The sequence below is a fragment of the Flavobacterium sp. genome (assembly GCF_036741995.1).
Taxonomy (GTDB): Bacteria; Bacteroidota; Bacteroidia; order Flavobacteriales; family Flavobacteriaceae; genus Flavobacterium.
In genome coordinates, this window is the sequence record NZ_DAINRG010000009.1 from 7,726 (window position 1) to 31,050 (window position 23,325).

Annotated in this window: 23 protein-coding genes; 15 read left to right on the forward strand and 8 right to left on the reverse strand. The window is 38.6% G+C overall.

Features of this window, described 5'->3' with window-relative positions; translation table 11 throughout:
* The first annotated feature begins 153 nt into the window (after positions 1-153).
* Positions 154-1,209, forward strand: coding sequence for a T9SS type A sorting domain-containing protein (locus V7D82_RS04945; protein ID WP_333599865.1), 1,056 nt, complete (start codon positions 154-156; stop codon positions 1,207-1,209).
* A 78-nt stretch (positions 1,210-1,287) separates the two neighbouring features.
* Here V7D82_RS04945 and V7D82_RS04950 read toward each other — a convergent pair whose 3' ends face one another.
* The gene (locus V7D82_RS04950; protein WP_333599866.1) at positions 1,288-1,665 is read right to left on the reverse strand and encodes a hypothetical protein; all 378 of its coding nucleotides are present in this window, start codon (positions 1,663-1,665) and stop codon (positions 1,288-1,290) included.
* A gap of 103 nt (positions 1,666-1,768) precedes the next feature.
* On the opposite strand from V7D82_RS04950, the gene V7D82_RS04955 reads away from it, so the two are divergent.
* A complete protein-coding gene (locus V7D82_RS04955; RefSeq protein ID WP_333599867.1) occupies positions 1,769-1,990 on the forward strand; it encodes a hypothetical protein in 222 nt (73 codons plus the stop codon).
* Between the two features lie 58 nt (positions 1,991-2,048).
* Here V7D82_RS04955 and V7D82_RS04960 read toward each other — a convergent pair whose 3' ends face one another.
* From V7D82_RS04960 to V7D82_RS04970, 3 genes are all read right to left on the reverse strand, one after another.
* Complete coding sequence (locus V7D82_RS04960; protein ID WP_333599868.1) at positions 2,049-2,717, reverse strand: hypothetical protein; 669 nt, start codon at positions 2,715-2,717, stop codon at positions 2,049-2,051.
* Positions 2,718-2,935: 218 nt separating this feature from the next.
* Entirely contained in the window at positions 2,936-3,262 is a 327-nt protein-coding gene (locus V7D82_RS04965; protein ID WP_333599869.1) for a hypothetical protein, read from the reverse strand.
* A gap of 113 nt (positions 3,263-3,375) precedes the next feature.
* The gene (locus V7D82_RS04970) at positions 3,376-5,145 is read right to left on the reverse strand and encodes an ABC transporter ATP-binding protein (protein ID WP_333599870.1); all 1,770 of its coding nucleotides are present in this window, start codon (positions 5,143-5,145) and stop codon (positions 3,376-3,378) included.
* A gap of 165 nt (positions 5,146-5,310) precedes the next feature.
* Between V7D82_RS04970 and V7D82_RS04975 the strand changes: the two genes are divergently transcribed.
* The 7 genes from V7D82_RS04975 to V7D82_RS05005 all read left to right on the forward strand — a co-directional run bounded on the left by V7D82_RS04975 (position 5,311) and on the right by V7D82_RS05005 (position 10,846).
* A complete protein-coding gene (locus tag V7D82_RS04975) occupies positions 5,311-5,721 on the forward strand; it encodes an SHOCT domain-containing protein (RefSeq protein WP_333599871.1) in 411 nt (136 codons plus the stop codon).
* 77 nt (positions 5,722-5,798) lie between these two features.
* Entirely contained in the window at positions 5,799-7,583 is a 1,785-nt protein-coding gene (locus V7D82_RS04980) for an ABC transporter ATP-binding protein (RefSeq protein ID WP_333599872.1), read from the forward strand.
* Positions 7,584-7,711: 128 nt separating this feature from the next.
* Positions 7,712-8,557: a L,D-transpeptidase gene (locus tag V7D82_RS04985; RefSeq protein WP_333599873.1), complete on the forward strand. Its 846-nt coding sequence runs from the start codon at positions 7,712-7,714 to the stop codon at positions 8,555-8,557.
* Between the two features lie 82 nt (positions 8,558-8,639).
* Positions 8,640-9,188, forward strand: a complete 549-nt coding sequence (locus V7D82_RS04990; protein ID WP_333599874.1) for a GNAT family N-acetyltransferase — start codon at positions 8,640-8,642, stop codon at positions 9,186-9,188.
* Between the two features lie 35 nt (positions 9,189-9,223).
* Entirely contained in the window at positions 9,224-9,748 is a 525-nt protein-coding gene (locus tag V7D82_RS04995) for a DinB family protein (protein WP_333599875.1), read from the forward strand.
* Positions 9,749-9,833: 85 nt separating this feature from the next.
* Positions 9,834-10,358: a DUF4199 domain-containing protein gene (locus V7D82_RS05000; protein ID WP_333599876.1), complete on the forward strand. Its 525-nt coding sequence runs from the start codon at positions 9,834-9,836 to the stop codon at positions 10,356-10,358.
* 74 nt (positions 10,359-10,432) lie between these two features.
* Positions 10,433-10,846 (forward strand): OsmC family peroxiredoxin, encoded by a 414-nt coding sequence (locus tag V7D82_RS05005; protein WP_333599877.1) that lies wholly within the window; start codon positions 10,433-10,435, stop codon positions 10,844-10,846.
* Positions 10,847-10,922: 76 nt separating this feature from the next.
* Here the strand turns inward: V7D82_RS05005 and V7D82_RS05010 are convergent, their stop codons facing one another.
* The 4 genes from V7D82_RS05010 to V7D82_RS05025 all read right to left on the reverse strand — a co-directional run bounded on the left by V7D82_RS05010 (position 10,923) and on the right by V7D82_RS05025 (position 17,337).
* A complete protein-coding gene (locus tag V7D82_RS05010) occupies positions 10,923-13,139 on the reverse strand; it encodes a T9SS type A sorting domain-containing protein (RefSeq protein WP_333599878.1) in 2,217 nt (738 codons plus the stop codon).
* Between the two features lie 186 nt (positions 13,140-13,325).
* Complete coding sequence (gene acs / locus V7D82_RS05015; protein WP_333599879.1) at positions 13,326-15,236, reverse strand: acetate--CoA ligase; 1,911 nt, start codon at positions 15,234-15,236, stop codon at positions 13,326-13,328.
* A gap of 501 nt (positions 15,237-15,737) precedes the next feature.
* The gene (locus tag V7D82_RS05020; RefSeq protein WP_333599880.1) at positions 15,738-16,499 is read right to left on the reverse strand and encodes a hypothetical protein; all 762 of its coding nucleotides are present in this window, start codon (positions 16,497-16,499) and stop codon (positions 15,738-15,740) included.
* A gap of 196 nt (positions 16,500-16,695) precedes the next feature.
* Entirely contained in the window at positions 16,696-17,337 is a 642-nt protein-coding gene (locus tag V7D82_RS05025; RefSeq protein ID WP_333599881.1) for a DUF6266 family protein, read from the reverse strand.
* Positions 17,338-17,915: 578 nt separating this feature from the next.
* Between V7D82_RS05025 and V7D82_RS05030 the strand changes: the two genes are divergently transcribed.
* The 6 genes from V7D82_RS05030 (at position 17,916) to V7D82_RS05055 (ending at position 23,318) form a co-directional block, all read left to right on the forward strand.
* Entirely contained in the window at positions 17,916-19,280 is a 1,365-nt protein-coding gene (locus tag V7D82_RS05030; protein WP_333599882.1) for a DUF4041 domain-containing protein, read from the forward strand.
* Positions 19,281-19,582: 302 nt separating this feature from the next.
* The gene (locus V7D82_RS05035) at positions 19,583-20,431 is read left to right on the forward strand and encodes a hypothetical protein (RefSeq protein ID WP_333599883.1); all 849 of its coding nucleotides are present in this window, start codon (positions 19,583-19,585) and stop codon (positions 20,429-20,431) included.
* Between the two features lie 142 nt (positions 20,432-20,573).
* Complete coding sequence (locus tag V7D82_RS05040; protein ID WP_333599884.1) at positions 20,574-21,056, forward strand: hypothetical protein; 483 nt, start codon at positions 20,574-20,576, stop codon at positions 21,054-21,056.
* A gap of 94 nt (positions 21,057-21,150) precedes the next feature.
* Positions 21,151-21,630, forward strand: coding sequence for a TPM domain-containing protein (locus tag V7D82_RS05045; RefSeq protein WP_333599885.1), 480 nt, complete (start codon positions 21,151-21,153; stop codon positions 21,628-21,630).
* Positions 21,631-21,806: 176 nt separating this feature from the next.
* Positions 21,807-22,550: a hypothetical protein gene (locus V7D82_RS05050; protein WP_333599886.1), complete on the forward strand. Its 744-nt coding sequence runs from the start codon at positions 21,807-21,809 to the stop codon at positions 22,548-22,550.
* A gap of 192 nt (positions 22,551-22,742) precedes the next feature.
* Entirely contained in the window at positions 22,743-23,318 is a 576-nt protein-coding gene (locus V7D82_RS05055; protein ID WP_333599887.1) for a hypothetical protein, read from the forward strand.
* The last annotated feature ends 7 nt before the right edge of the window (positions 23,319-23,325 follow it).

Consider the following 23,325-nt stretch of genomic DNA (forward strand, 5'->3'; position numbering starts at 1 on the left):
AGTTTGCTTCGCTGCGAGGAGGTTTGCGGTGGGTTCAACAGTTTGCTTCGCTGCGCTCGCAATGACTAGGAGAACTACCCGTTTTTTTTGAAATTCTTATTGATAGTAACGCAACCAAAGAACGCTAATCAAGACTACTAATAAAAACAACTTATGAAAAACAAGCTACTATTGTTGCTGATTCCTTTATTGATGACCACCGCTAAAACTAATTCACAGAGTACAGAGGTAATCGGTGGGTTTCCGGGTGGGCCTTTGATTATTGCCTTTAGTGGCAATTATTTATACATGGTGGCCGGAGATAAAATTCAGAAAATAGATGTTACGCTCACCAGCCCATCAGCGGTTACCGTAGTATCGGGTCTCACCTCTCCGCAATATTTAGCCATTAAAGACAACTACTTATACATAGCACAAGGCACCAAAATAAGCAAGGTGAACATCAATGCCGCCACGCCAACAACAGCAACCGACGTCATTACCGGGATAGGTTTTGCACAGGGATTGTGTTTTAGTGGCAATACCCTTTATATTGCCTTTTACAACGGGGGTAAAATAGCCAAAATAGACGTCATGCAAAGCAACCCGGTTTTGACCAATGTAATCACCGGCATCAGTAGTCCGATTGCTTTGGCTATTAATGGTAACGATTTATACTTTAGCTCTACTGTATCTGCTACCTATCCCTCTCAGGGCATATCAAAGATAGATGTAACACAAGCGGTACCGGTAATGCACACCCTACTTACCGGAGTAGATGATCCTAAGGCTTTTATCCTGAATGGGAATGCATTGCTTTTTTCGGAGTTAGGGGCCAATACCATAGCTGCTATTGACATTACGCAGGCCAATCCGGTAAAAACGCTGCTTTTAAATGTTCCTTTGGGGCCTTACGGTATTGCTATTTACAATAACACCCTCTACGCCAGCGAATTATTTGCTAATAGAATTATAAAACAAAACACAGCGTTGTCTCTAAATAGTAACCCGATAACTGATACCCGAATAAAAGTATTTCCAAACCCGGCTCAAGACGAAATCACTATATCCGGAATAGTTCCAACATACTATACGATTTACAATCTGATGGGTCAGAAAGTAGTACAAGGCACAATGGATACGAACACGATAACCGTTAACAGTCTGACTAAAGGAATCTATTACTTAAAAACAGCAACTCAAGAGACTGTACGATTTATCAAAGAATAGCTATTCTTTTGCTAGCAGTTGCTCTGAACTTATCCGGTTCTAGTAGTACTTCAACTAGTCCTGCCTAAGATACTAATATCATATTTTAGATTCCGACTTAGTCGATTTACCAACTGTTAGCAAAACATGTCGCTCAGGGTTAAGAAATTCAATGCTGGTTTGAGCTTTATTCACTTTCATTTCTGTTTCGCCTAAGTCATTTTTAAGCTTATAAGTAGTAGCAACAGCGTTTGTTTTAGCATCAATAATTTGATAGACAAATTTTAAGTCGGTCAGATAAAATACTACTTCGTGTTTTTTGACATCCAAGAACACAAAGGAATATTCATTCCCCGATTGATCGCACTCGCCTTGCTGCAACGGTTTTTCATCAATGCAATACTGTTGTACGTTAAACACTTGCTTTTGAGCATATACTCCTGAAGTGAGCAAAAACAATAACATTACTTTTTTCATAGGTTCCCTCTTTTAGTATTTGGATAGGTATAAACAAAAGTCAAGCCAAAGTACTATAGCCATTTCTTTTTAACTACCTTACCAACTCACTAAATCGAAGCAAATGAATACCACAAAACTTATTGGAACAATTCTACTACTATTCAGTCTTGGCATTGGCTATATGGGTGTCACTAAAATAACTAACAATACCGCTGTTGTTAGTGTATTGGGTATAAAAATAGATGCCTCAAATGAATCAGGTAAACAACAAGGGTTTCTTTACATAGGACTAGCTGTAGTGCTATTTGCCGGTGGAATTTATACTTTCAATAAAGCAAAATAAAGACCTCACCTTAGATAAGGTTGTAGAATACTAAGGGTGTTGTTAGGATAAAATAGTTTTACTTTTTAGCAGTCTTAGCATCAAACAGTGCCATCATTTCGGTAGCTCTTTCAGTGTCCCCAACAGCTTTTAGGGACTTCGCATAGCGGTAAAAGTACACGGGATCTAAATCGGTAGTAATTTCAAATAATTGACAATACCATTCGGCAGCAGCTGCCCAATCATCGTCAAAAAAGCTTCTGTCTGCTACTTTTTTGAGCATATCCTCCGTTTTGTAGCCATTATTCAAAACCCTTTCATAGGTATTTAAAACATTGATACGAACAGATCGGTTTCCCATTTTCGGGACAATCGTATCCATTTTAATTGGTTTTATAGGAGCATTCCCTATAACTTTAACAGGAGCTGGCGCTTCAGTACCCATCACGGCAACTTTTGTTCTTACCAGTTTCGGAGTGACAACCCGGCTGTTGTTAGGACCCAAATCATTGGTGTTTACTAATTTCAAATCGGGAACCGTATATGTGCTGGTACTGCTTCCGAAGTTCATGTTAATCTTTTCTTCGACATGGTAAGAGACTACCGTAAACTCATTATCATTCAATTTATCCGACATTACCAGGGTGTTTTCGAAGGGTACATTGGTGAAAACGTCATCATTGCCCTGGGCAAAACAGCTAACCGAGAAAATAGCTGTTACAACAAAAAGAGGGGTATAATTTTTCATACTAACTTAAATTTAAGATTATACAAATAATTATAGGGCAGAATAAAGGTACTCAAAATAGCTTTTCAAAGCGCATTTTTTTGATTTATTTTACTGAATCCCAGAAAGTAACTTTGCTAACAGATAATATACCATCATAAAAATAAAAAGCGGTTTTATACAAAACCGCTTTTTTAATTCTTATCATTCTTGGAAACACTAGAACAGTTGCTTAGGAATTAATGTTTTTCTTTTCCTTCGTTTTTTTCATGATTTCTGGCTTTATTGGCAGCAGCTTTTGCTTTTCCACGAGCCGATCTTTCTCTGCCTCTTTCCGAAGCATTATTCCATTTAGGTCGTTTCACTTCCGGTTTAGGCTCTACAAACACTGGTTTAGGTTTGGAAACTTCCTCTTTGGGTTTGGTTACAACCACTCTCGGTCTTGGCGCTTCCGTTTTAGGCTTAGGCGTTATCTTGGGCTGCGGGATTTTAGGTGTCCCCACAAATTGAGCCTGCATCGCCATTGAAAAACCCAATGCTACTACTAATAAGATTTTCTGTTTCATAATTAAGATATTTTAAGTTTCATATTGCACACAACTCAACTATTGTGCCATTTGTACTAACGAAAATAATCAAAAGAAACGGTACAACCTAACCAATACCCCTCTAATTGCACTTAAACAGCTGCTCCTTGATAGTGTGCTCGCTCCCCAATCTGTTGTCTCCACATGGCGTAGTATAATCCTTTTTCATCCAATAAATCCTGATGTCTGCCTTGCTCAATGATTTTTCCTTGTTCTAATACAAATATCTTATCGGCATGCATAATGGTAGATAAACGATGCGCAATCAATACAGTGATTTGATCTTGCTTAGACGATATATTTCGAATGGTTTGCGTAATCTCTTCTTCGGTAATCGAATCTAAAGCCGAAGTTGCTTCATCAAACAGAAGCAGTCTTGGATTGCGCAGCAAGGCTCTGGCAATAGACAACCTTTGCTTCTCACCACCGGATACTTTGATACCGCCTTCGCCAATCGTAGTGTTGATCCCATTTTCGGCACGCTCTAATAAATTCTGGCAGGCGGATTTTTGCAATACATCGTTCAGTTCTTCATCGGTAGCCGACGGTTTGACAAATAGTAAATTGTCTTTAATGGTTCCTGAGAATAACTGGGCATCCTGAGTTACAAAACCCAATTGCTGTCTTAATTCCGTCAGGTCAATGTCTTTGGCATTTTTCTCATTGTAAAAAATGTTACCTTCTTCGGGAGTATACAATCCGACCAGCATTTTGACTAAGGTTGTTTTCCCACTGCCTGAAGGTCCCACAAAAGCAATCGTCTCCCCGGCTTTGGCTTCAAAAGAAATGTCTTTTACAGCATAAGTACTGGCCGTTTGGTGTTTGAATGAAATATGGGAAAAACGCAAATTATTAATAGAACCAATAGTTTGCGGATGCAACGGTGTTTCTTCACTTTTGGCATTCATCAAATCGCTGAAATTATCCATAGAGGCTTTGGTTTCGTTAAAGGTGGCAATCACATTCCCCAATTCCTGTAACGGATTAAACAAAAAGAAAGAGAAAAACATCAGCGTAATCAAGTCACCGGGTTTAATGATACCATGGAAAATAAACATATACAACGCAAAAACCAAACTGGTGCGCATAAAGTGTACGGTAGTGCCCTGAACAAAACTCAACGAACGGATGAAACGCACTTTCTTTAATTCTAATCCTAAGATTTTAATCGTAGTACTGTTCAATCGGTTGACTTCCTGCTCGGTCAATCCTAAACTTTTTACCAATTCGATATTGCGCAGCGATTCTGTCGTAGCTCCGGCAAGCGCAGTGGTTTCGCCTAATATTTCTCTGGATACTTTCTTGATTTTTTTGCCCAAAAATGAACTGATAAAAGCAATCACCGGAACGGTTGCCAAAAAGATTGGCCCTAATAACCAGTGAATATTAATAGCATACACCACCACAAACGTAATCCCGATAAGCGTTTGAAATACCATGGAAATGGATAGTGTAATGAATTTTTCACAGTCGATTTTTACCTTTTGCAGTTTGCCCAAAGTCTCTCCACTGCGTTGGTCTTCAAAATCCTGATAAGGCAATTGCAGTGCTTTTTGAATGCCGTCCGTGTACATGTGAGCTCCGGTGCGCTGAATGATGATATTGGTAAAATAATCCTGGAAGTTTTTGGCAATCCTCGACATCATCGCCGCTCCTAACGATAACGCCAGCCAACCCAACACCGCTTTGGTAAAAGCCGCATAATTATGGTTGAATTTGGCAACTCCCACGCCACATTGGTTCAACAATTTCCCGATGATGATGGAGTCACTCAACGAGAAACATTGGTTAATAGCCGCTAAAAAAAGTGCCAGGAACAACAGCGATTTGTGTTCCTTAATGTAAGTATATAATATTTTCATGGATGTTTTTACTAAAAAATAAGCACTGCAAAACTACAACTATATCAATGCAATTTTTGAAATCATCATTCTTTTTATTTATACTGTTTTAGTTAAAAACTGTACAGTGATTTTGACAGAAATAATATTTATATTAGCCATCGTAACTAATTCAAAATCTTTGCCATGAGAAAAATATTCGGAATTTTGTTTTTAATCCTTGGAATTGTCATGCTGGTGGTAGGTGGCGCTATCATTGTTACCAATGAAGCCAAAGACGATACTGTTAGTGGTCAGATTAAAGAAGAATTCAGCAAACAGTATCAGACTGAAAGAGAACGAGAATTAAATAACGGCAGAATATTATTAGTCGCCGGACTAATTTTCTTTGTCAGCGGCACTACGATAATTTCAGTCAAAACCAAAGGGCAAAAGAAAAAGGAAAATGACAGCTATACATCGGAAGATTGGAATACCGCTCCTTTGGCACAAAACAACGATATACTGACCCAATTAGAACGATTAGGCGAACTGAAAGCCAAAGGCATCCTCAGCGAAGAAGAGTTTCAGCAACAAAAAAAGAAGATACTCGGGTAACAACATTTTCACAAAACTTTATACTTTGTAAAAGATATCATTGCCCTACTATTGATTAGTTTTGCAATAAAAAAAGAATGGCCCGTTACGAAGAAAATAATTTACCCAAAGCCAAGCTCAATGCCAGTTCGCTAAACAAAGCTTTACTCATATTCAAATACGCCGACAACCACAAATGGAAATTCTATGTGGGGTTGGGATTCCTGTTGATGACCGGTGCCACAGCTCTTGCCTTTCCTAAACTGATGGGAATGTTGGTTGACTGTGTGAAAAATAAAGATACGGCTGTGGCCAATAATATCGCGCTAACCTTAGTTGGCATCCTATTTCTACAATCCTTCTTTTCGTTTTTTCGATTATCATTATTCGTGAATTTCACCGAACATACCTTAGCGAATATTCGTCTATCGTTATACAGTAACTTGGTCAAACTCCCGATGAGTTTCTTTTCACAGAAGCGCGTAGGTGAACTAAACAGTCGCATCAGCTCGGATATTACACAAATTCAAGATACTTTAACAACTACTATAGCTGAGTTTCTAAGACAATTTATCCTGATTATTGGCGGTATCGCGTTATTGGCCAGCCAAAGTTTTAAACTGACTTTAATGATGCTTTCGATAGTGCCTGTTGTAGCAGTAGCAGCGGTTGTCTTTGGAAGATTCATTAGAAAATATTCTAAAAACGTACAGGATAAAGTAGCCGAAAGCCAAGTCATAGTGGAAGAAACCCTGCAAGGCATCAGCAACGTAAAAGCGTTTGCCAACGAATGGTACGAGATTGCCCGCTACAAAGGCAAGATTCACGAGATTGTCAAAATTGCCATCAAAGGAGGAAAGTACCGTGGGTATTTTGCTTCGTTCATTATTTTCTGTTTGTTTGGAGCTATTGTTGCCGTAGTTTGGTATGGCGTTACCTTGAGCATACACGGGGAAATGAGCGTGGGACAATTGATTTCGTTTGTATTGTATTCTACTTTTGTCGGCGCTTCTTTTGGCGGTATAGCCGAGTTGTATGCCCAAATTCAAAAGGCAGTTGGTGCTACCGAAAGAGTTTTCGAATTGCTTGAGGAAACTCCCGAAAAAATAAACGCTACCGACTATCAGGTTACCGAAAAAATAAAAGGAAACGTTACCTTCCAAAATGTGGCTTTCAGTTATCCGTCGCGTGCCGAAATTGAGGTCTTGAAAGACGTAAGCTTTACGGCCAATTATGGTCAAAAGATTGCTATTGTAGGCCCTAGTGGTGCCGGTAAATCCACCATCTCCTCTCTCCTGTTGCGTTTTTATGATATTGATGGCGGGCAGATTCTGATTGACAATAAAAACATCTATGACTACGATTTGGAAAACCTGCGTGGTAATATGAGTATTGTTCCGCAAGACGTTATTCTATTTGGTGGCAGCATTCGTGAAAACATTGCTTATGGTAAACCCAATGCCACTGAGGAAGAGATTTTGGCAGCAGCCAAACAAGCCAATGCTTTGGATTTTGTCAACGGTTTCCCGGAGAAGTTTGATACTTTGGTTGGAGAGCGCGGCATTAAACTATCGGGAGGACAGCGCCAGCGTATTGCCATTGCCCGTGCTTTGCTGAAAAATCCAAGTATTCTTATTCTGGATGAGGCTACCTCCTCTTTAGACAGCGAAAGTGAAAAACTGGTACAGGAAGCTTTAGAAAACTTAATGCAAGGCAGAACCAGTATTATCATTGCCCACCGCCTTTCGACTATCAGAAATGCCGATGCCATTTTGGTGCTTAACGAAGGTAGAATATCCGAAAAAGGAACCCACAAAGAACTGCTGGAAATTGAAAACGGTATCTATAAAAACCTCAGCAATCTGCAGTTTAGCGAATATTAATTAGCATAAGGCACTCCCAACAGAGTGCCTTTTTTAATACCATCCATTTCAAATCACATAACGAATTCTGAAAATTGTGTAACACACTCCCCAAGGAAAAAGTGGACTTTTACAGTAAAGATTTCATTATGAAAAAGTCACTTATCCTATTCAGCTTATTCCTTATCTTGTTTTCGTGCCAACAAACTCCACCAACTAAGAAGGTCAGGAAACCGGCACCGGTAAGACACCAACCCAAATCGGTTGCGTATCAATTGGTCAAAACCAAAGAATGGCTGGCTACTACAACGGACAGCACTCAATTCAGCATTGCATTAGCCGTAAACCGAACCGATAGAAAGAATATTGTCAAAATGGATTCTATCGTAATTCCCACTGATATGACCGGCGATATTGCTTATTACCTTCCGTTTCCGTTGGAAGTACCGTATCTGAATGACGTAGATAAAATCATTTTCTTTTCCTATGCTACGCAAACTTTTGCCGCTTATGAAAACGGACAACTGGTTTATACCGGCCCCACCAATATGGGCAGAAAAGCAGATCCTACCCCTACCGGACTTTTCCATACCAATTGGAAAGCCGAAAAAACCACCAGCACTTTTAATGATGAGTGGGATTTGCGTTGGAATTTTAACGTGGCTAACAAATTAGGTGTCGGTTGGCATCAATATGAATTACCGGGCTATCCGGCTTCGCATTCGTGCCTGCGTCTTCAGGAAAAAGATGCCCGGTATCTTTATGATTGGGCAGATCAATGGATCTTAAAAGATGAAGAACACGTGTTAGTCAAAGGAACTCCGGTGGTTATTTTTGGTAGTTATGATTTTGGCGCACCAAAACCTTGGTTACAACTAACCTCAAATCCAAAAGCTTTGGATATATCGGCGGCAGCCATTGAAAAACTGGTCTCCCCCTATCTAAAACAACTGATAGCAGAACAGCTAAACAGAGCCAAATTGCAAGCGAATTAGTCTGTCATAACTTAACCACAAAGCCCTGATGATAAAAATTATTGGGGCTTTTTTATAGCGTTAATTTTAGTATTTTAGTACCATGATGACAGCACCCTTTGAAATACTAACGACAGACCGTCTTTTATTGCGAAAGCTTTCGCCGGAAGTCTTTCAGTATATTTATGAAAAGTACTCCGATGCTGAGTTGCTTACTTTTCTAGGATTAACAGACGAAAATGCTTTAGCCGTTGAAAAGGAAAAGTTCCGCAAAGGGCTTTCAACATTCAACAAATCCTTTCTCTATTTCCAACTCTTGGACAAAAGCACTAACAAAATCATTGGCTGGTGTGGCTATCACACTTGGTATTTAGACCACAACCGAGCGGAAATTGGTTACGGTTTATTTGATGATAACTACAAGCAAAAAGGTCTCATGAGTGAAGCGGTGAAAGCCATCTTAGAGTATGGCTTTGGCTCCATGAAATTGCATCGGGTGGAAGCTTTTATCGGTACTGAAAACCAGGCTTCCCTGAATTTGGTGGCTAAATTTGGCTTTACCAAAGAAGGACAACTTCGGGAACATTACCATAAAAACAATATCATGGAAGACTCCGTAGTTTTCGGTTTACTCAAGCAGGAGTATCTATAAATTCTTTATTTTTGATATCAGATAAACTACTGATCATGGAATTCGATTTACAAAAAGCAACAGAAGTCCTTACCAACACACCAACAGTACTCCGTACACTATTGCATGGTCTTAGTGAGGAATGGATTTTTGAAAACGAAGGAGCGGATACTTGGAGTCCGTTTGATATCATGGGGCATTTACTGCATGGTGAAAAGACCGATTGGATAGCCCGAATGGAAATCATACTATCCGATAGTAATGATAAAACCTTTCAGCCTTTTGACCGGTTTGCGCAGTTTGAAGAAAGCAAAGGAAAATCAATTGTTCAGTTATTAGATGAGTTCAACAGTAGGCGCGACCATAATCTGGCGGTACTGCAATCGAAAAGAATTGATGCGACTGCTCTGGCTAAAAAAGGAATCCATCCCGCTTTTGGTGAAGTCACACTACGGGAATTACTTTCCTGTTGGGTAGCCCATGACTTGGGACACATAGCACAAATAGCCCGGGTAATGGCCAAACAGTATAAAGAAGAAGTGGGGCCTTGGGAAGCCTATTTACCCATATTGCACAAATAGCATCCAGCAATGGAAAAGCTATACCAATGAGTTATTTACAACAGGGTTTTCAAACCTATATAGTCTAATCTTAAACTAAACGGATATGAAAAAAATTGTTCTTACTTATGGTCTTATTGCCGGGGCGATAGTGACTGCTTTTATGATTTATGCCTCCTACACCTATTATCACAATACCGATTTCAAGCCTAATGAAGTGATAGGTTATACCGGCATGCTGATAGCCTTTGCGTTTGTTTTTATCGGTGTCAAAAAGTACCGAGACCAGGAGAATGACAACGCAGTATCGTTTTGGCAGGCTTTTAAAGTGGGGGCACTTATTGCTTTGCTGGCTTCCTGTATTTACGTTGGCGTTTGGCTCATTGAGTATTACTGCTTCTTTCCTGATTTCATGGACAAATATGCTAAGACCGCTATTGACAACATGAAAACAACCGAAATGAGTGTGATAGAAATCAAAATCAAAACAGATGAAATAAACATGTACCGCGAATGGTACAAAAATCCGGTGATGGTTATTTTACTAACCTTTATGGAAATACTACCTTTAGGAATCGTGGTAGCTTTATTAAGTGCCGTGTTATTAAAACGAAAAGCGAAAGCTGTATAAAGAATTAACAAAACCCTAATACGGGGCATTGCTATTTTTGTTAACTTTAGGCTTCATTTAAAAATCTAATAGGTATGAAAAGAAATGCAATAGCCGTTTGGAACGGCACCGGAAAAGATGGTAAAGGCCATTTGACTACACAAAGTACGGTTTTGAATCAAACACAATATTCTTTTGGCTCCCGTTTTGAAAACGGTGTAGGCACCAATCCGGAAGAATTAGTGGCTGCGGCACACTCGGGTTGCTTCTCTATGAAATTAGCCTTTAATCTGCAAGCTGCCGGATTTACAGCAACCGAACTAAGAACCAGCTGTGATATCCTTTTTGAAGATGGCAAAATTGTAGCATCCAATTTGCAATTAACGGCTAAAGTGGATGGCGTTTCTAAAGAACAATTTGATGAGTTAGTCAAGGATGCCGAAAAAAACTGTCCTATCTCACAATTACTGAATACCGCAATTAGTGTTACCTATACTTTGAATGGATAACCAATAGTATCCAAACTCTGTTACAATAAAAAAGTCCCGATTGCTCGGGACTTTTATTTTATATAAAGAATGATCGTTATTCTTTAATCACTTTAATAGTTTTAGTCGCACCATCTTCTGCGGTTACTTTTACCAAGTAAGTTCCTTTAGATAAGTAAGACACATTAATTTGTGATTGATCGGCATTGATCGCTTTTACCAACATCTCCTGACCCAAAACATTATAAATAGCTACAGTTGTAATGGTTTTATTATAGCCAATATTCAATACATCTTTTACCGGGTTTGGATAAAATGTAAAGCTATTAGCGTCAAAATTAGGATTGGCTAAAGCAGTAGTCACTGAAATATCATCTACAAATAAATAATATTCATTGGCTAAAGAATAAGCATTAAAACCAAAATAGTAATCTCCTGAAACGGAAGGTGTAAAATCAACAGTACCTAATAAAGCAGAAGAAGTTGTTGTACCCCCTGTAATTCCAGGATAATCTGCTAACACAGTTGTCATGGCAGTAGCCGTTGGAGAAGTTCCGTAAGCCACTTTTAGATTCTCTGTATAGGTTGTACTGTTATTTCCATATTTATAGGAAATGGTATAATTGGTTCCCGCAGTTAAAGTAATACCGTTAGTGTAAAACCAAGTGTTGGCAGCATTCGTTAAGCTGTAAGCATATCGCAACGTTTTAGAAGCAAAACCATAACCCGGATTGGCAGCCACCGTCCAGTTGTTTCCTGGTCCTATATTTTGAGTAGAGGTACAAGTAGGTACAGCAGGCACAACGGCAGATTCAAAATCCTGAGTATAAGGCACAGTAGCACTCATGCAGGATGTTGTAAAAGTGGTGAAAGAACTCCAAATACTGCTATCAGAACCGGAACATACCGAACGAGCCCAGAAATAGTAAGTAGTCGCCGGAGACAAGCCAGACAAGTCCGTAGTTAGTATGCCCGCCGCTACGGCTCCTGATACCGGAGTTACAGCTGTAGGGGCTGTGTTAGAAGTTGAAAAATAGTACTCATACCCATTAGCCGGTGGTGTTGCAGAGGCTGTCCAGGAAACAGTAGCCGATATAGCGGTAACAGCGGAAGCTGTCAAAGCTGTAGGCTCAATACAAGTTGGGATTGGCTCATACGCTACATCATCAATAAGCACACTATAAGAAAGGGTTCCTGTTCTTAGTGCCAATGTCGTTATACCTGTTGGTGCTACAACCGGTGATACCACAAAATTTTGAGCAACAGTAGTACTGTTAGTCACAATAGAACCTAAAGACACAAAAGTAGTAGCATCTGATGGATTTGTTAAATAACCGAATTGTAAGGTTTCACCAGCCGTAAAATTAGCTCTTACCTTAGCTCTGAATTGATGCGTTCCGGCATCGGCATTGCTAACCGGCGTCATAGAAACCACTGCTTGGCTCGTTGAAGTGGAGCTGTACATATATAAATTTCTGGCTCCCGAAATACCGGTACTGGTTTGCGGATAAGAAGCTCCTGTGGTGCCTACTTTGGCCCAACAAGACGGGAAATTAGCACCTGTGGTGTTTTCAAAATCTTCTGTGAAAGCCGTAACCAGGTTACATAGAGTAGAAAAATTAGCGGTAACACTCCAAATAGAAGAATCAGAAGCACTGCATACAGCACGCTCCCATACATAATAAGTTGTCCCCGAAGACAAACCGTTTAAATCAACTGTTGTTACACCAGCGGCTACACTTCCTGAAGGAGTGGTTGCTGCCGTTGGAGCAGTATTGGAAGTAGCATAATAATATTCATAGCCGTTAGCCGGTGTGGTAGCTGAGGCTGTCCAGGAAACGGTTGCTGAATTCAATGTGATAGCCGAAAACACGGTAGCCGTTGGCGCCTGACAAGTGGCTAAATACTGCACTTGTGAATTACGACAAGTAGAAGCACCGGCACAATTGGCATCATCAGCAAAATGCAATCTGACATCTGTAGTGTTGATGGCATTAATCGTTAGCGGTGAGGTACCATAAGCAAGAACATTGTTTGATAAGTCAGTCACTGTCAAGAACAAATGTGTTCCCGCGCCGCCTGTACTTCCTGATTGTTCTGAAAACAAATAATTGGCACCCGGAAGTAAACCCGTAACCGTACAATATTCTGTTCCGTAAGCACAAGTAGCTATCGTTTGAGGCACCCCTGAATTGTTAGAGGCTACGGAAAGATAAGGAGTCGTTCTAATACATTGCGCCCCCGCGAAAGAGCTTGTTAATAGTAAAAACAATATGGCTAACTGCTGCCATAGGGATAAAGTAATTTTTTTCATAGGGTTAGTTTAAGGATTTTTAGAAGTGCAAGTTTATGAAAAACTGTCCAAAAAGCATAATTTATGGAGGTACAATTCATCAACTTTAACTTTTGAATCCCCTGATTCTTACTAAAAAGGAAAATATATAAAAAACTCCGAAATAATACAATTCCGGAGTTCTGATTGGTGTAGCACTACACTAGCCTATGACACTTTTCCGTCCTTAATTTCATCAACGATTTCGGGGTTTAATAAGGTGGAGGTATCGCCAAAATTAGAGAAATCACCCTCGGCAATCTTTCTCAAAATACGACGCATGATTTTTCCCGAACGCGTTTTAGGCAAACCGGAGACAAACTGAATCTTATCCAGCTTGGCAATAGGCCCTACTTGGTCTGAAATTAACTGATTGATTTCTTTGGCTACATTATCCTTATCCCGGGTTTCGCCTACTTCTTTCAGTATCACAAAACCATACAAGGCATTTCCTTTAATATCATGTGGGAAGCCAACAATGGCGCTTTCTGCCACCGCCGGATGCTCATTAATAGAATCTTCTATAGGGGCGGTACCTAAATTATGGCCCGACACTATAATCACATCATCTACCCTGCCGGTAATTCTATAATAGCCTACCTCATCTCTTAATGCCCCATCACCGGTAAAATATTTACCCGGAAAGGCCGTGAAATAAGTGTCTTTAAAACGTTGGTGGTCACCCCAAATAGTTCGGGCCATAGCCGGCCAAGGGAACTTAATACACAAACTACCCGTTACCTGATTGCCTTCAATTTCGTTGCGCAGCTCGTCCATTAATACCGGTTGTATGCCCGGCAATGGTAAGGAAGCATAAGTGGGTTTGGTGGGCGTTACAAAAGCAATAGGCGAAATTAAAATGCCTCCGGTTTCGGTTTGCCACCAGGTATCTACCAGCGGGCAACGTTTGCCACCCACGTGATCATTGTACCAATGCCAGGCTTCTTCATTAATAGGTTCGCCCACAGAGCCAATCACTTTCAATGACTTTAACGGAAAGCGTTGTACATAATCGAGGCTTTCTTTGGCCAATGCTCTGATGGCCGTTGGTGCTGTATAAAACTGGGTCACATTGTGCTTTTCTATCACTTCCCAAAAACGACTGTAATTCGGATACGAGGGTACGCCTTCAAAGATAATGGTGGTGGCACCGTTTAATAAAGGCCCGTATAAAATATAAGAGTGTCCGGTAATCCAACCAATATCGGCAGTACACCAAAAGACATCATTTTCTTCGTAGTTAAAAACATTTTTAAAGGTATAAGCCGTGTAAACCATATACCCCGCCGTGGTGTGCAACATGCCTTTAGGTTTACCCGTTGAGCCCGAAGTATATAATATAAACAAAGGATCTTCGGCATCCATTATCTCAGCCACATTATTGGGGATGGCTTCGTCTAATAGTGGTTGTAACCAAAGGTCGCGCCCCTCTTTCATGTTGACCGGAGTGTTGGTTCTTTTTACTACTAAAACTTTCTCTATCGTTGGGCATTTTTCCAGCGCTTCATCAATGATGCCTTTTAAGTCGGTGGCTTTGTTGCCTCGGTAACTTCCGTCTGAGGTGATGACCATTTTGCATTCGCTGTCATTAATACGCGCCGCCACTGCCGAGGCTGAAAAACCGGCAAACACTACCGAATGGATGGCTCCTATTCGGGCACAGGCCAAAACCGCCATGGCCAATTCAGGGATCATGGGTAAATAAATACAAACCCTGTCGCCTTTCTGAATCCCTTGCTCCCGCAGTACGTTTGCCATTTTGGCCACACGGGCATAGAGTTCGTTATACGAAATATGCAGCGCTGCTTCCTCCGGATTGTTAGGTTCAAATATGATAGCGGTCTTATCCCCTCTTCGGGCTAAGTGCCTGTCGATACAATTCTTGGTGATGTTGACTTTAGCATCCAAAAACCATTTGAATTTGGCCTGTTGAAAATCGAATTCAAAAACCTTATCCCATTTTTGGTACCAGGTAAAGTTCTCATCGGCTATTTTGCTCCAAAACTTTCTCGGTTCTCTGATGGATTTATTGTAATGTTTAAAGTATTGCTCCAGATTTTGTATTTTGTAATAACTCATAATGTTAGGCGTGTTTAAGCGTATAAAAATAACAATTACTCCACAATAAAAATAGCATTATTCAACCAATTTTTGTGTTAGCTTAAGTGGTTTTACAGACTCCATGAGGTAAAAATCGTATGGCAACTTTTTCCTTAGTAAGGCTTCTCGATACATTTTTGGTTGAGCAGGTATCTTTTTTTTAATTGATACTACAGAACCAAAAACACTCGAAGTGACGATACACTCCTTTAGGCGTCAGTTCGAGTGATTCCGATTTATCGGAATTCTATTGAAATCTTTTTCCTTAGTAGGGCTTCTCGATACATTTTTGGTTGAGCAGGCCTCTTCTTTTTTAATTGATACTACAGAACCAAAAACACTCGAAGTGACGACACACTCCTCTAGGCGTCAGTTCGAGTGATTCCGATTTATCGGAATTGTATCGAGAACCTCTATTCCAACAAAAAATCCCAACTAGTACTACCAATTGGGATTTTCTGCATTATTATTTATCAAATATCAGCCGTTGCTGTTACTACCATCGCCATCATTGTCTCCGCCATTATCATCGCCGTTTTCGTCACCTTCATGGTGGCCGCAGTGGTCATCGGCAGCCTGTAAAGCCGCTAACAATTCGTCGTTGTTAGTCACGGTTACGGTAGCCCCTGTTGAGTCGGTAATAGTTAAAGGATAAGAAATAGTCAGTGTTTCGGTAGCCCCTAAAGTAGCTAAGAACGTATAAGCCTCATCATCATTGTTTAAAGTGATGGTGGCTGTTACATTATTGGCATCGGTATAAGTAATACTTATTGGGAAATGCACGTCTAAACAATCAATATCGTCTATGTCATCACTGCAACTGTGTACGGCAGTGTGTAATTCAACCGCAGTAGCCACCGTTTGAGTGGTTCCGTCGGCAAACGTAAGGGTGATAGGGAATACAAAAGTAGCACTGTTGTTAGAATCATCGCCATCATTATCGTCGCCATCGCAATGATGTAACGCATTTTGCACGGTGGCATAATCAGCCATATCGGTTACCGTAATATTTTGCCCATTAATGACTACAGTCACCGGAAGGTTTACGGTAAAACAAGGTAAGTGATCATCGGTTTCGGTTCTACCGGTGGATGGTGTAGCACTATGCGTTACCCGCATCAGCATTTTAGTCAATTCAGAGTTTTTGGTTAATGTAGCCGAACTACCTGAATCATTTTGACAAGAAGTGATTGTCATACCCGCTATTACAATTGTTAGAATAGCCCCAAAGATTTTTTTCATCGTAATAAAGTTTTTAGTTAATGGAATAAGGGGTAGAGACAGTTAAAAGTACTCTTTTTTGAAGCCCATGTCAACTGTTTTTACATTAGTTTAACAGCTTTTACCGTTAAAACCCTACCCAGTCCTGAAACCAAAACTAAAAACCTGACAAGAACAGTTCCCATCAGGTTTTCCATTTGCCTTGTATAGCGCGTGGCTAAGGCAACGTTACTGATCCCAAATAAATGCTGGTGGCATACTTTTTCTCATCGGCTGCCGCAAACGTAATCCAGCTATGCACCTCAAACCCGGCAAAATACGTAGGTAAGGTTATGGTAGTGCTTATGGCTGCACGCGTTTCGGCATTTAAAGAATAATAGTAAAGCCCCGAAGCCGGTTCGTACATCACCACTACCAAACGGTCGTTGCCACTGGCCCCAGCCTGCCCCGAATTGTCTTCCCAATCTAGCTTAACATCGGTACCCCCAACAGCGGCTATCGTGGGGTTTTGCACGCCCACCAAATCGCCTTTGCTGATTTGTACTTTGTTGAACAGGATTTCAAAGTTGGGCGCTACATAGTTGACCGCCTCTTTCAAGTGGTACGACATGGCCTGATTGATGCGGGTTTTGTCGCCGGTGTTGCTGCCATAATACCTTCCCAGTACCGGGTTGATGGGCGTTAAGAATTGGTTGACGGCCAAGAACTTTAACCGTTGCAGTTGCTGCACTTCCGTAGGTGCATGTGTTCCTCTTTTTGGCAAAGAGCGCATAATGTCTTTGCCGCGCCAGTTGGCGCCTACTACTGTACCCACCTTGCCCGAAAAGGGCCCGAGAATACCTTTGTTGTATGATCCCATACTTTTCAAATTTAAATTAGACTTTAGTTTACTCAGCCACAGCCTATTGCCTGGCTATCTACTCCCGAAGGTACAGCAGTGGCTACAAATGGCAATGGGGGTGTCCGGTATAGTCCGGTATAGTCCTATGTTGTCTATTCGTTCGATCTTTCTTTGGGGTTTGTTCGGTTTTTGTTCGGTCTTTGTTCGGTAAACCTTGGGCAAAATAGGACAAATACCGAAGAAAGCCCAACCAAAACACGACAAGAACAGGACAAGAGCCCCACGATAGAAAATGCCGCTTATCGGACTTTTTGGTGGTTGGTAGAGTATTTTTTAGGAAATTGTGATGGTGTGAAAGGGTATTTGTTATTTAGTGCTAAACGATGGCAGTAGCTACAAGCGGTAAAACATTATTACCAAAAGTTTACAAAGTAGTAAACCATCCTTTGATGATTGATAAAACAAATAAAAACTCAACCCAAGTTGTGCATAGCTACCCCAATTAAAGATAGCTATACTCAATAAAAAGACAAAAGTTGAGGATATAAACTAGTTGGCTGCAATGCTAAAAAACCGAACTAAATAAAAAACAAAATATGGGATTATTTGATTTTCTAAAGAAAAAAGAGTTTCAAGAGATTGAACAACTAAAAAAACAACTTGAAAAATATAAACCAATTTCTAATATTGAAGTTGAAGTTGAAAGTCAAAGAAAAGCATTAGAATCTTTGATTTCTAATAAACAAACTGAAATACAGAAAGTTGAATCTGATTTCGTCAAATTAAACTCAGATTACAAATCCGCACTGGAAACATACACTAAACTTCGTAAGGAGGTAAGTATATTTGAGAATAAGCTTGATTTAATTGAGTTTGGTATTTATGAACCTATTTATGACTTTGAGAAGTCTGATGAATATAGAGCTGAACAAAAGAAAGCTATCGATTTGCAAAAACAAATGATTACTTCCGAAAAGGCTGCGATTTGCAGAACAAATTGGACTATTGATGGTAGCGAAGCGAAAGGACGAGCGAGTACAAAAAGATATATCAAATTAACATTAAGGGCTTTTAATGGAGAATGCGACTCTTTAATAGCAAAAGTAAAGTGGAATAATGTAAATCAAATGAAAGAGAGAATTACTAAATCATTTGAAACAATAAATAAAATTGGAGAAAGTCAAACCGTTACTATCCAAAAAGAGTATCTTGATTTAAAAATTAAAGAGTTAGTTTTAGAATACGAATATCAACAAAAAAGACAAAGAGAAAAAGAAGAGTTAAGAGCCGCTCAAGAAGAATTAAGGGAAGAGGAAAAAGCGAGAAGAGAATTTGAGCAAGCTCAAAAAGAAGCTGAAAAAGAAGAAACTAATTACCAAAAAGCATTAGAAAAAGCAAGAAAGGAAATTGAATCGACTACAGGAGAAAAGCACGATAAACTTTTGGAACAAATTGCAAAATTAGAGCAAGAACTGAAAGAAGCACAAGAACGTAAAGAACGAGCCTTGTCAATGGCTCAACAGACAAAACGCGGTCATGTATATGTTATTTCTAATATTGGCTCATTTGGTGAAAATGTTTTCAAAATTGGAATGACAAGAAGATTAGAACCAACAGAAAGAGTAAAAGAATTAGGAGATGCATCTGTTCCTTTTCAGTTTGACATTCACGCAATGATTTTTTCTGATGATGCACCAAAACTTGAAAATGAATTACATAAAGCGTTTACTAATCATAAAGTCAATATGTTAAATTATCGCAAAGAATTCTTTAATGTAACTATAGATGAAATAGAACAGAAAGTTAAAGAAACGGGACTTGATGCAGAAATAATTAAGTTGCCAGAAGCTATGGAATATAGAGAAACAATAGCTATTCTTGAAAAACTTAAAAATCAAGGAGAACAAAAAACAATTGACGACTTAATTGCTGAAGAATTCCCCACAGCATTGATAAACTAACAAGCACTGACAGGCAACAGCGGTTTTGCGAAATTGCGAATTTTGTGGTAAATTCACGTTTGCGTTTCGCAAGAATTTTTATCTTTAACAGAAAATAATTAGTTCGCGGGCTGCTACTTCGCCAAGCCGCGAAACGTTGGCAGTAATTTTGAAAAACCTGAAAACAAAGATCTTCGCTAAAAGAAGCGTGGACAGGTGTCCTACTGAAGAGGCTTTTGCTGATTTAGTATGTCGGGTTCGATTCCCGGCCGAAGAAGTGCTATTAGTATTTCTTCGGCCGCGCATTAACCAATTAATGAACTATGACACAAAACGAAATAAAAACATACTTTGATTATCACAATTCCAACATGAAATATCTGAAAATTGGATACGAGGAAATACGAAATCAAATTAAATTGTTTTACAAATCAACTGACAAAAACGGAAATTTAATATACGATTTTGAGGATATTGACTTTAGAAAGATTGATATAAGAAAAAAAGAACAATCATTTAATCGAATTTTATCAGGAATTCAGGTTTCTTGGGCAGAAGAAAGTCTTAAGCGACTATTATACGAAAAAGACTTATTAAATGATAATCAACGAAACTATATTCTTAAAAAACCTTTAATTGAAAAATGGCTTGAAACCTTTAAGATTGTTTTTTGTATTGCATACGATTTAATGCCCGCAAATGATGAATTTTGTATTCAAGTAGATATTAGAAGAGAGCGAAATAATTTGGGCAATGAATTAGTTGAACAATATTTATTATTACGAAAAATTATATCCGAAAATTTGACTCCAAATTTTGCAATACGAAATAAAGTTCAACATGGAGAATGGAATTTCGCCTTTGAAGCTCCAATTTCAGAAGTATTCAGTCAAAACTTAACTGACAAAATTAAGAAAGAAAATATAGTTACTACAACATCAAGATATTTAATTGTAAATTCAATTTATAATATGATTGTTGATTTAGGAAGATTTAAAAGTAACAGCTTTGCCCTTGACTCAATCACAACTCCATTTGAATATTTTTATGAAAAGTACGTGAAAAAGATAAACTTTGAAATTGAAAAAATAAAACATTGTGATTTAGAAAAGTTTATTGAAGATATTGTTCAAAAAGAAATTAGAGGAATAGAATATCGAAATAGAATGTAAAAAACTACTGCCAACAGTGGTTTTGCGCAATGATTGGTTTATTTTCCTCAGCCGGAAATTTACATATCTTTACAACAAAGCGGTAAATTATCGCTACAGAGCCAAGCCGCTAGACATTAGCATCAATTATTCATCACGTTATATGAGACCATTAATCTTAATTACAACATTGTTGCTTTGTTTAAATAGTTGCAAAGAGAAAAAAGAAAATTGCTTTTCAAATTTTACTTTTTCCAAAGGTAATATTAAAATGAGCTATAGCTTAAAGTTCAATTCATCAGACACCGTTTATTATCAAGACGAATATATCAACGGAAATAAAAAGTCATTATATTATTTTATAATTAAAAGGAATGAGAAAAAAATATTAGACAGTCTTGTGTGCAAATTTAAATTTCCTAAAGATTCCCTGCTATTAAATAGTAGTATAAATGACGGAACTACAATAGCTTTTTCAGTTGACAACAAGAAGTTAATGTTACACGAAACAGGACCAAAAGAATTTTGGGAATTTGAAAAGTGGATAGAAAATATAAAGCCTTACAAACAGTTAACGCCAACAAAAGAAAAAATAGAGTTTGCTGATTTTAGTAATATGCTGCCACGTCCAAAGATTAAAAAATAACTGATGTTAACAGCGGTTTTGCACTTGTGATAATTAGTGATAAATTTAACAGCTGCTATTAGCCACGGAACGGTAGCAGCCATTAGAACACACCTTGAAAAGAACATTTACATTAATAACTCTACTCTTTTTTAGTTTTGGCTTTGGTCAAAATGTAGTTAATGAAAATAAGCAAACCAAAGATTTTCCAAGCATAGATAACTATGTGAATGATTATGACGACATTTTATCTTTTCCGCAAGAAGTGATTCTCAAAGAAAGCCTAAAATCATTTGAAAAGCTGAATAACATTAGAATTGTAATTGTAACGGTTGACTCAATTTCACCCTATCAGAATATATTTGATTACTCATTAGCTTTAGCAAAACAAACTGATTTCGCTTGCGTTTATATTGTTGTTTGTAAAAGTTTGCGCGTAATTCAAATACAAAACTGCGACGATATATTACCGAAGTTGACAAACGAAGAAACTAAAACGTTAATTGAAGATTGCATAATACCAGAGTTCAAAAAAGGAAATTATTTTATCGGACTGGAAAATGGAATTTTTGAAATAAAGAAAGAGTTGCAATAACCGCCTATAACAGCGGTTTGCCTCAACCACGCAGTTTGTGCTTTTCCTGATTTTCAATAGTAAATTGAAAAGGGTTTTGTACTTGGAATGATTTGTCGTAAATTTATTGCTACTGTTTTAGAGCCTCAGAACGTTAGCCGTAATCGTGGAGAAACAGCAATCTTAAAAATCATGATATGAAACACCTAAGAATTATCATACTAAGCCTTCTTTTTGTCAACTGCAGCCAGAATGACGGATCAGAAAATACTATAGCTGTTAGCCAAATTCCTTTTCCGGAGGCTTCATTCAAAATCACTTTAAAAAATGATTTTGAAACCTTCAACACCATAAGTAGTTCAGAATTTTCATTTGATGCTAACGGTAATGTCCTGGCAGAAAAATGTATAGGAGCCACTCCCGAACAAAGTTATTTTAGTACTTTTCAGTATGACGCCAATGGCAGGATACTAAGCGAAACCCGTAACCATCATATTGTGTCCCACGTTATCTGGAATGGTAATACGGCAAAGGTTTACGATAACATCTATCTTGTCCCTTGGACTTTTGTTTTTTCAAACGGCAATTTATCAGAAGTTATTGCTGCAAATTCCGAGAGCCAGCAAATCAATTATGATGCAAATAATAATATTATTGCTGAGGAAAGAAATCATGACGTTTTTGTAGAGTACCAAAATTATAATTTATCCGTACCCAATCCTACATCGGTTTTAAAATCAATTGCCATTTTGAGATATGATATCCGCCCGTTTTCTAAAAATATTTTTGATACTAAGAAAGCCTACCCATACGACGGCGGTGACTACAGTATCCCTCTGACTTACTATCAATATCAGTACACCTTTAATCAAGACAACAAAGTCATTACCATGACAGATGACGAAACCGGTATTTACAAAACGTTTTTTGAGTATTACTAAATACGACTATTGCTAATCGCGTTTTTGCGCAAGCGGCGAATTGCAGTAGCTTCTCTCCTACTATTCATAAAAAGCGCTATCTTTGATAGAAACCTAAACGTTCTAAGCACTGCCTGACGGCAAGACACGGAACGTTGGGCAATGTTTTGAACGAAACGCGTAAATTCAATACTTTACTTAAACTATGTAAAAATGAAAAAAACACTACTGCTTTTAGTACTATTTTACGGAAATGTTTTATTGTGCCAAACACTAACATCCGGTATTTACTCGTCTTCGGATTTAGGATACACTTACAGTGTAGACACAAAACAAGAAGGCAACATCATTACTATTACCGAGCCTAACCGTGTAAATAAGTATATAAAAAGTGATGGTAACATTTACTACCATAGTGAAGCTAAATATGACCAATTTTACATTAAAGTTGTAGCCAATAATAAGTACTACACTGGTAAAAAAGGCGGTACAGAACAACTATTTACTCTTTCGAGCGAAAATGACAATTCAACTGAAACTTTACCTTCAGGAATAGATAACTGCCCACTATATGACAAGTATCTAAAGATGGCACAAACCGATGATGTTGAAGTGCAAGCTTGGGTGTTTTGTGGTGCAGCAGCCTTGGCTAAATGTACTTATTCAGATGCAAAACCTTATATAGAACAGATTATTAAATCTTTGAAACCTATTATGGACAATCCTTCTGACTGTCCCTGTACCGATGTAAATACTCAAATTGAGTGGCAGTCTGTACCAATTGATTAAAACAAAA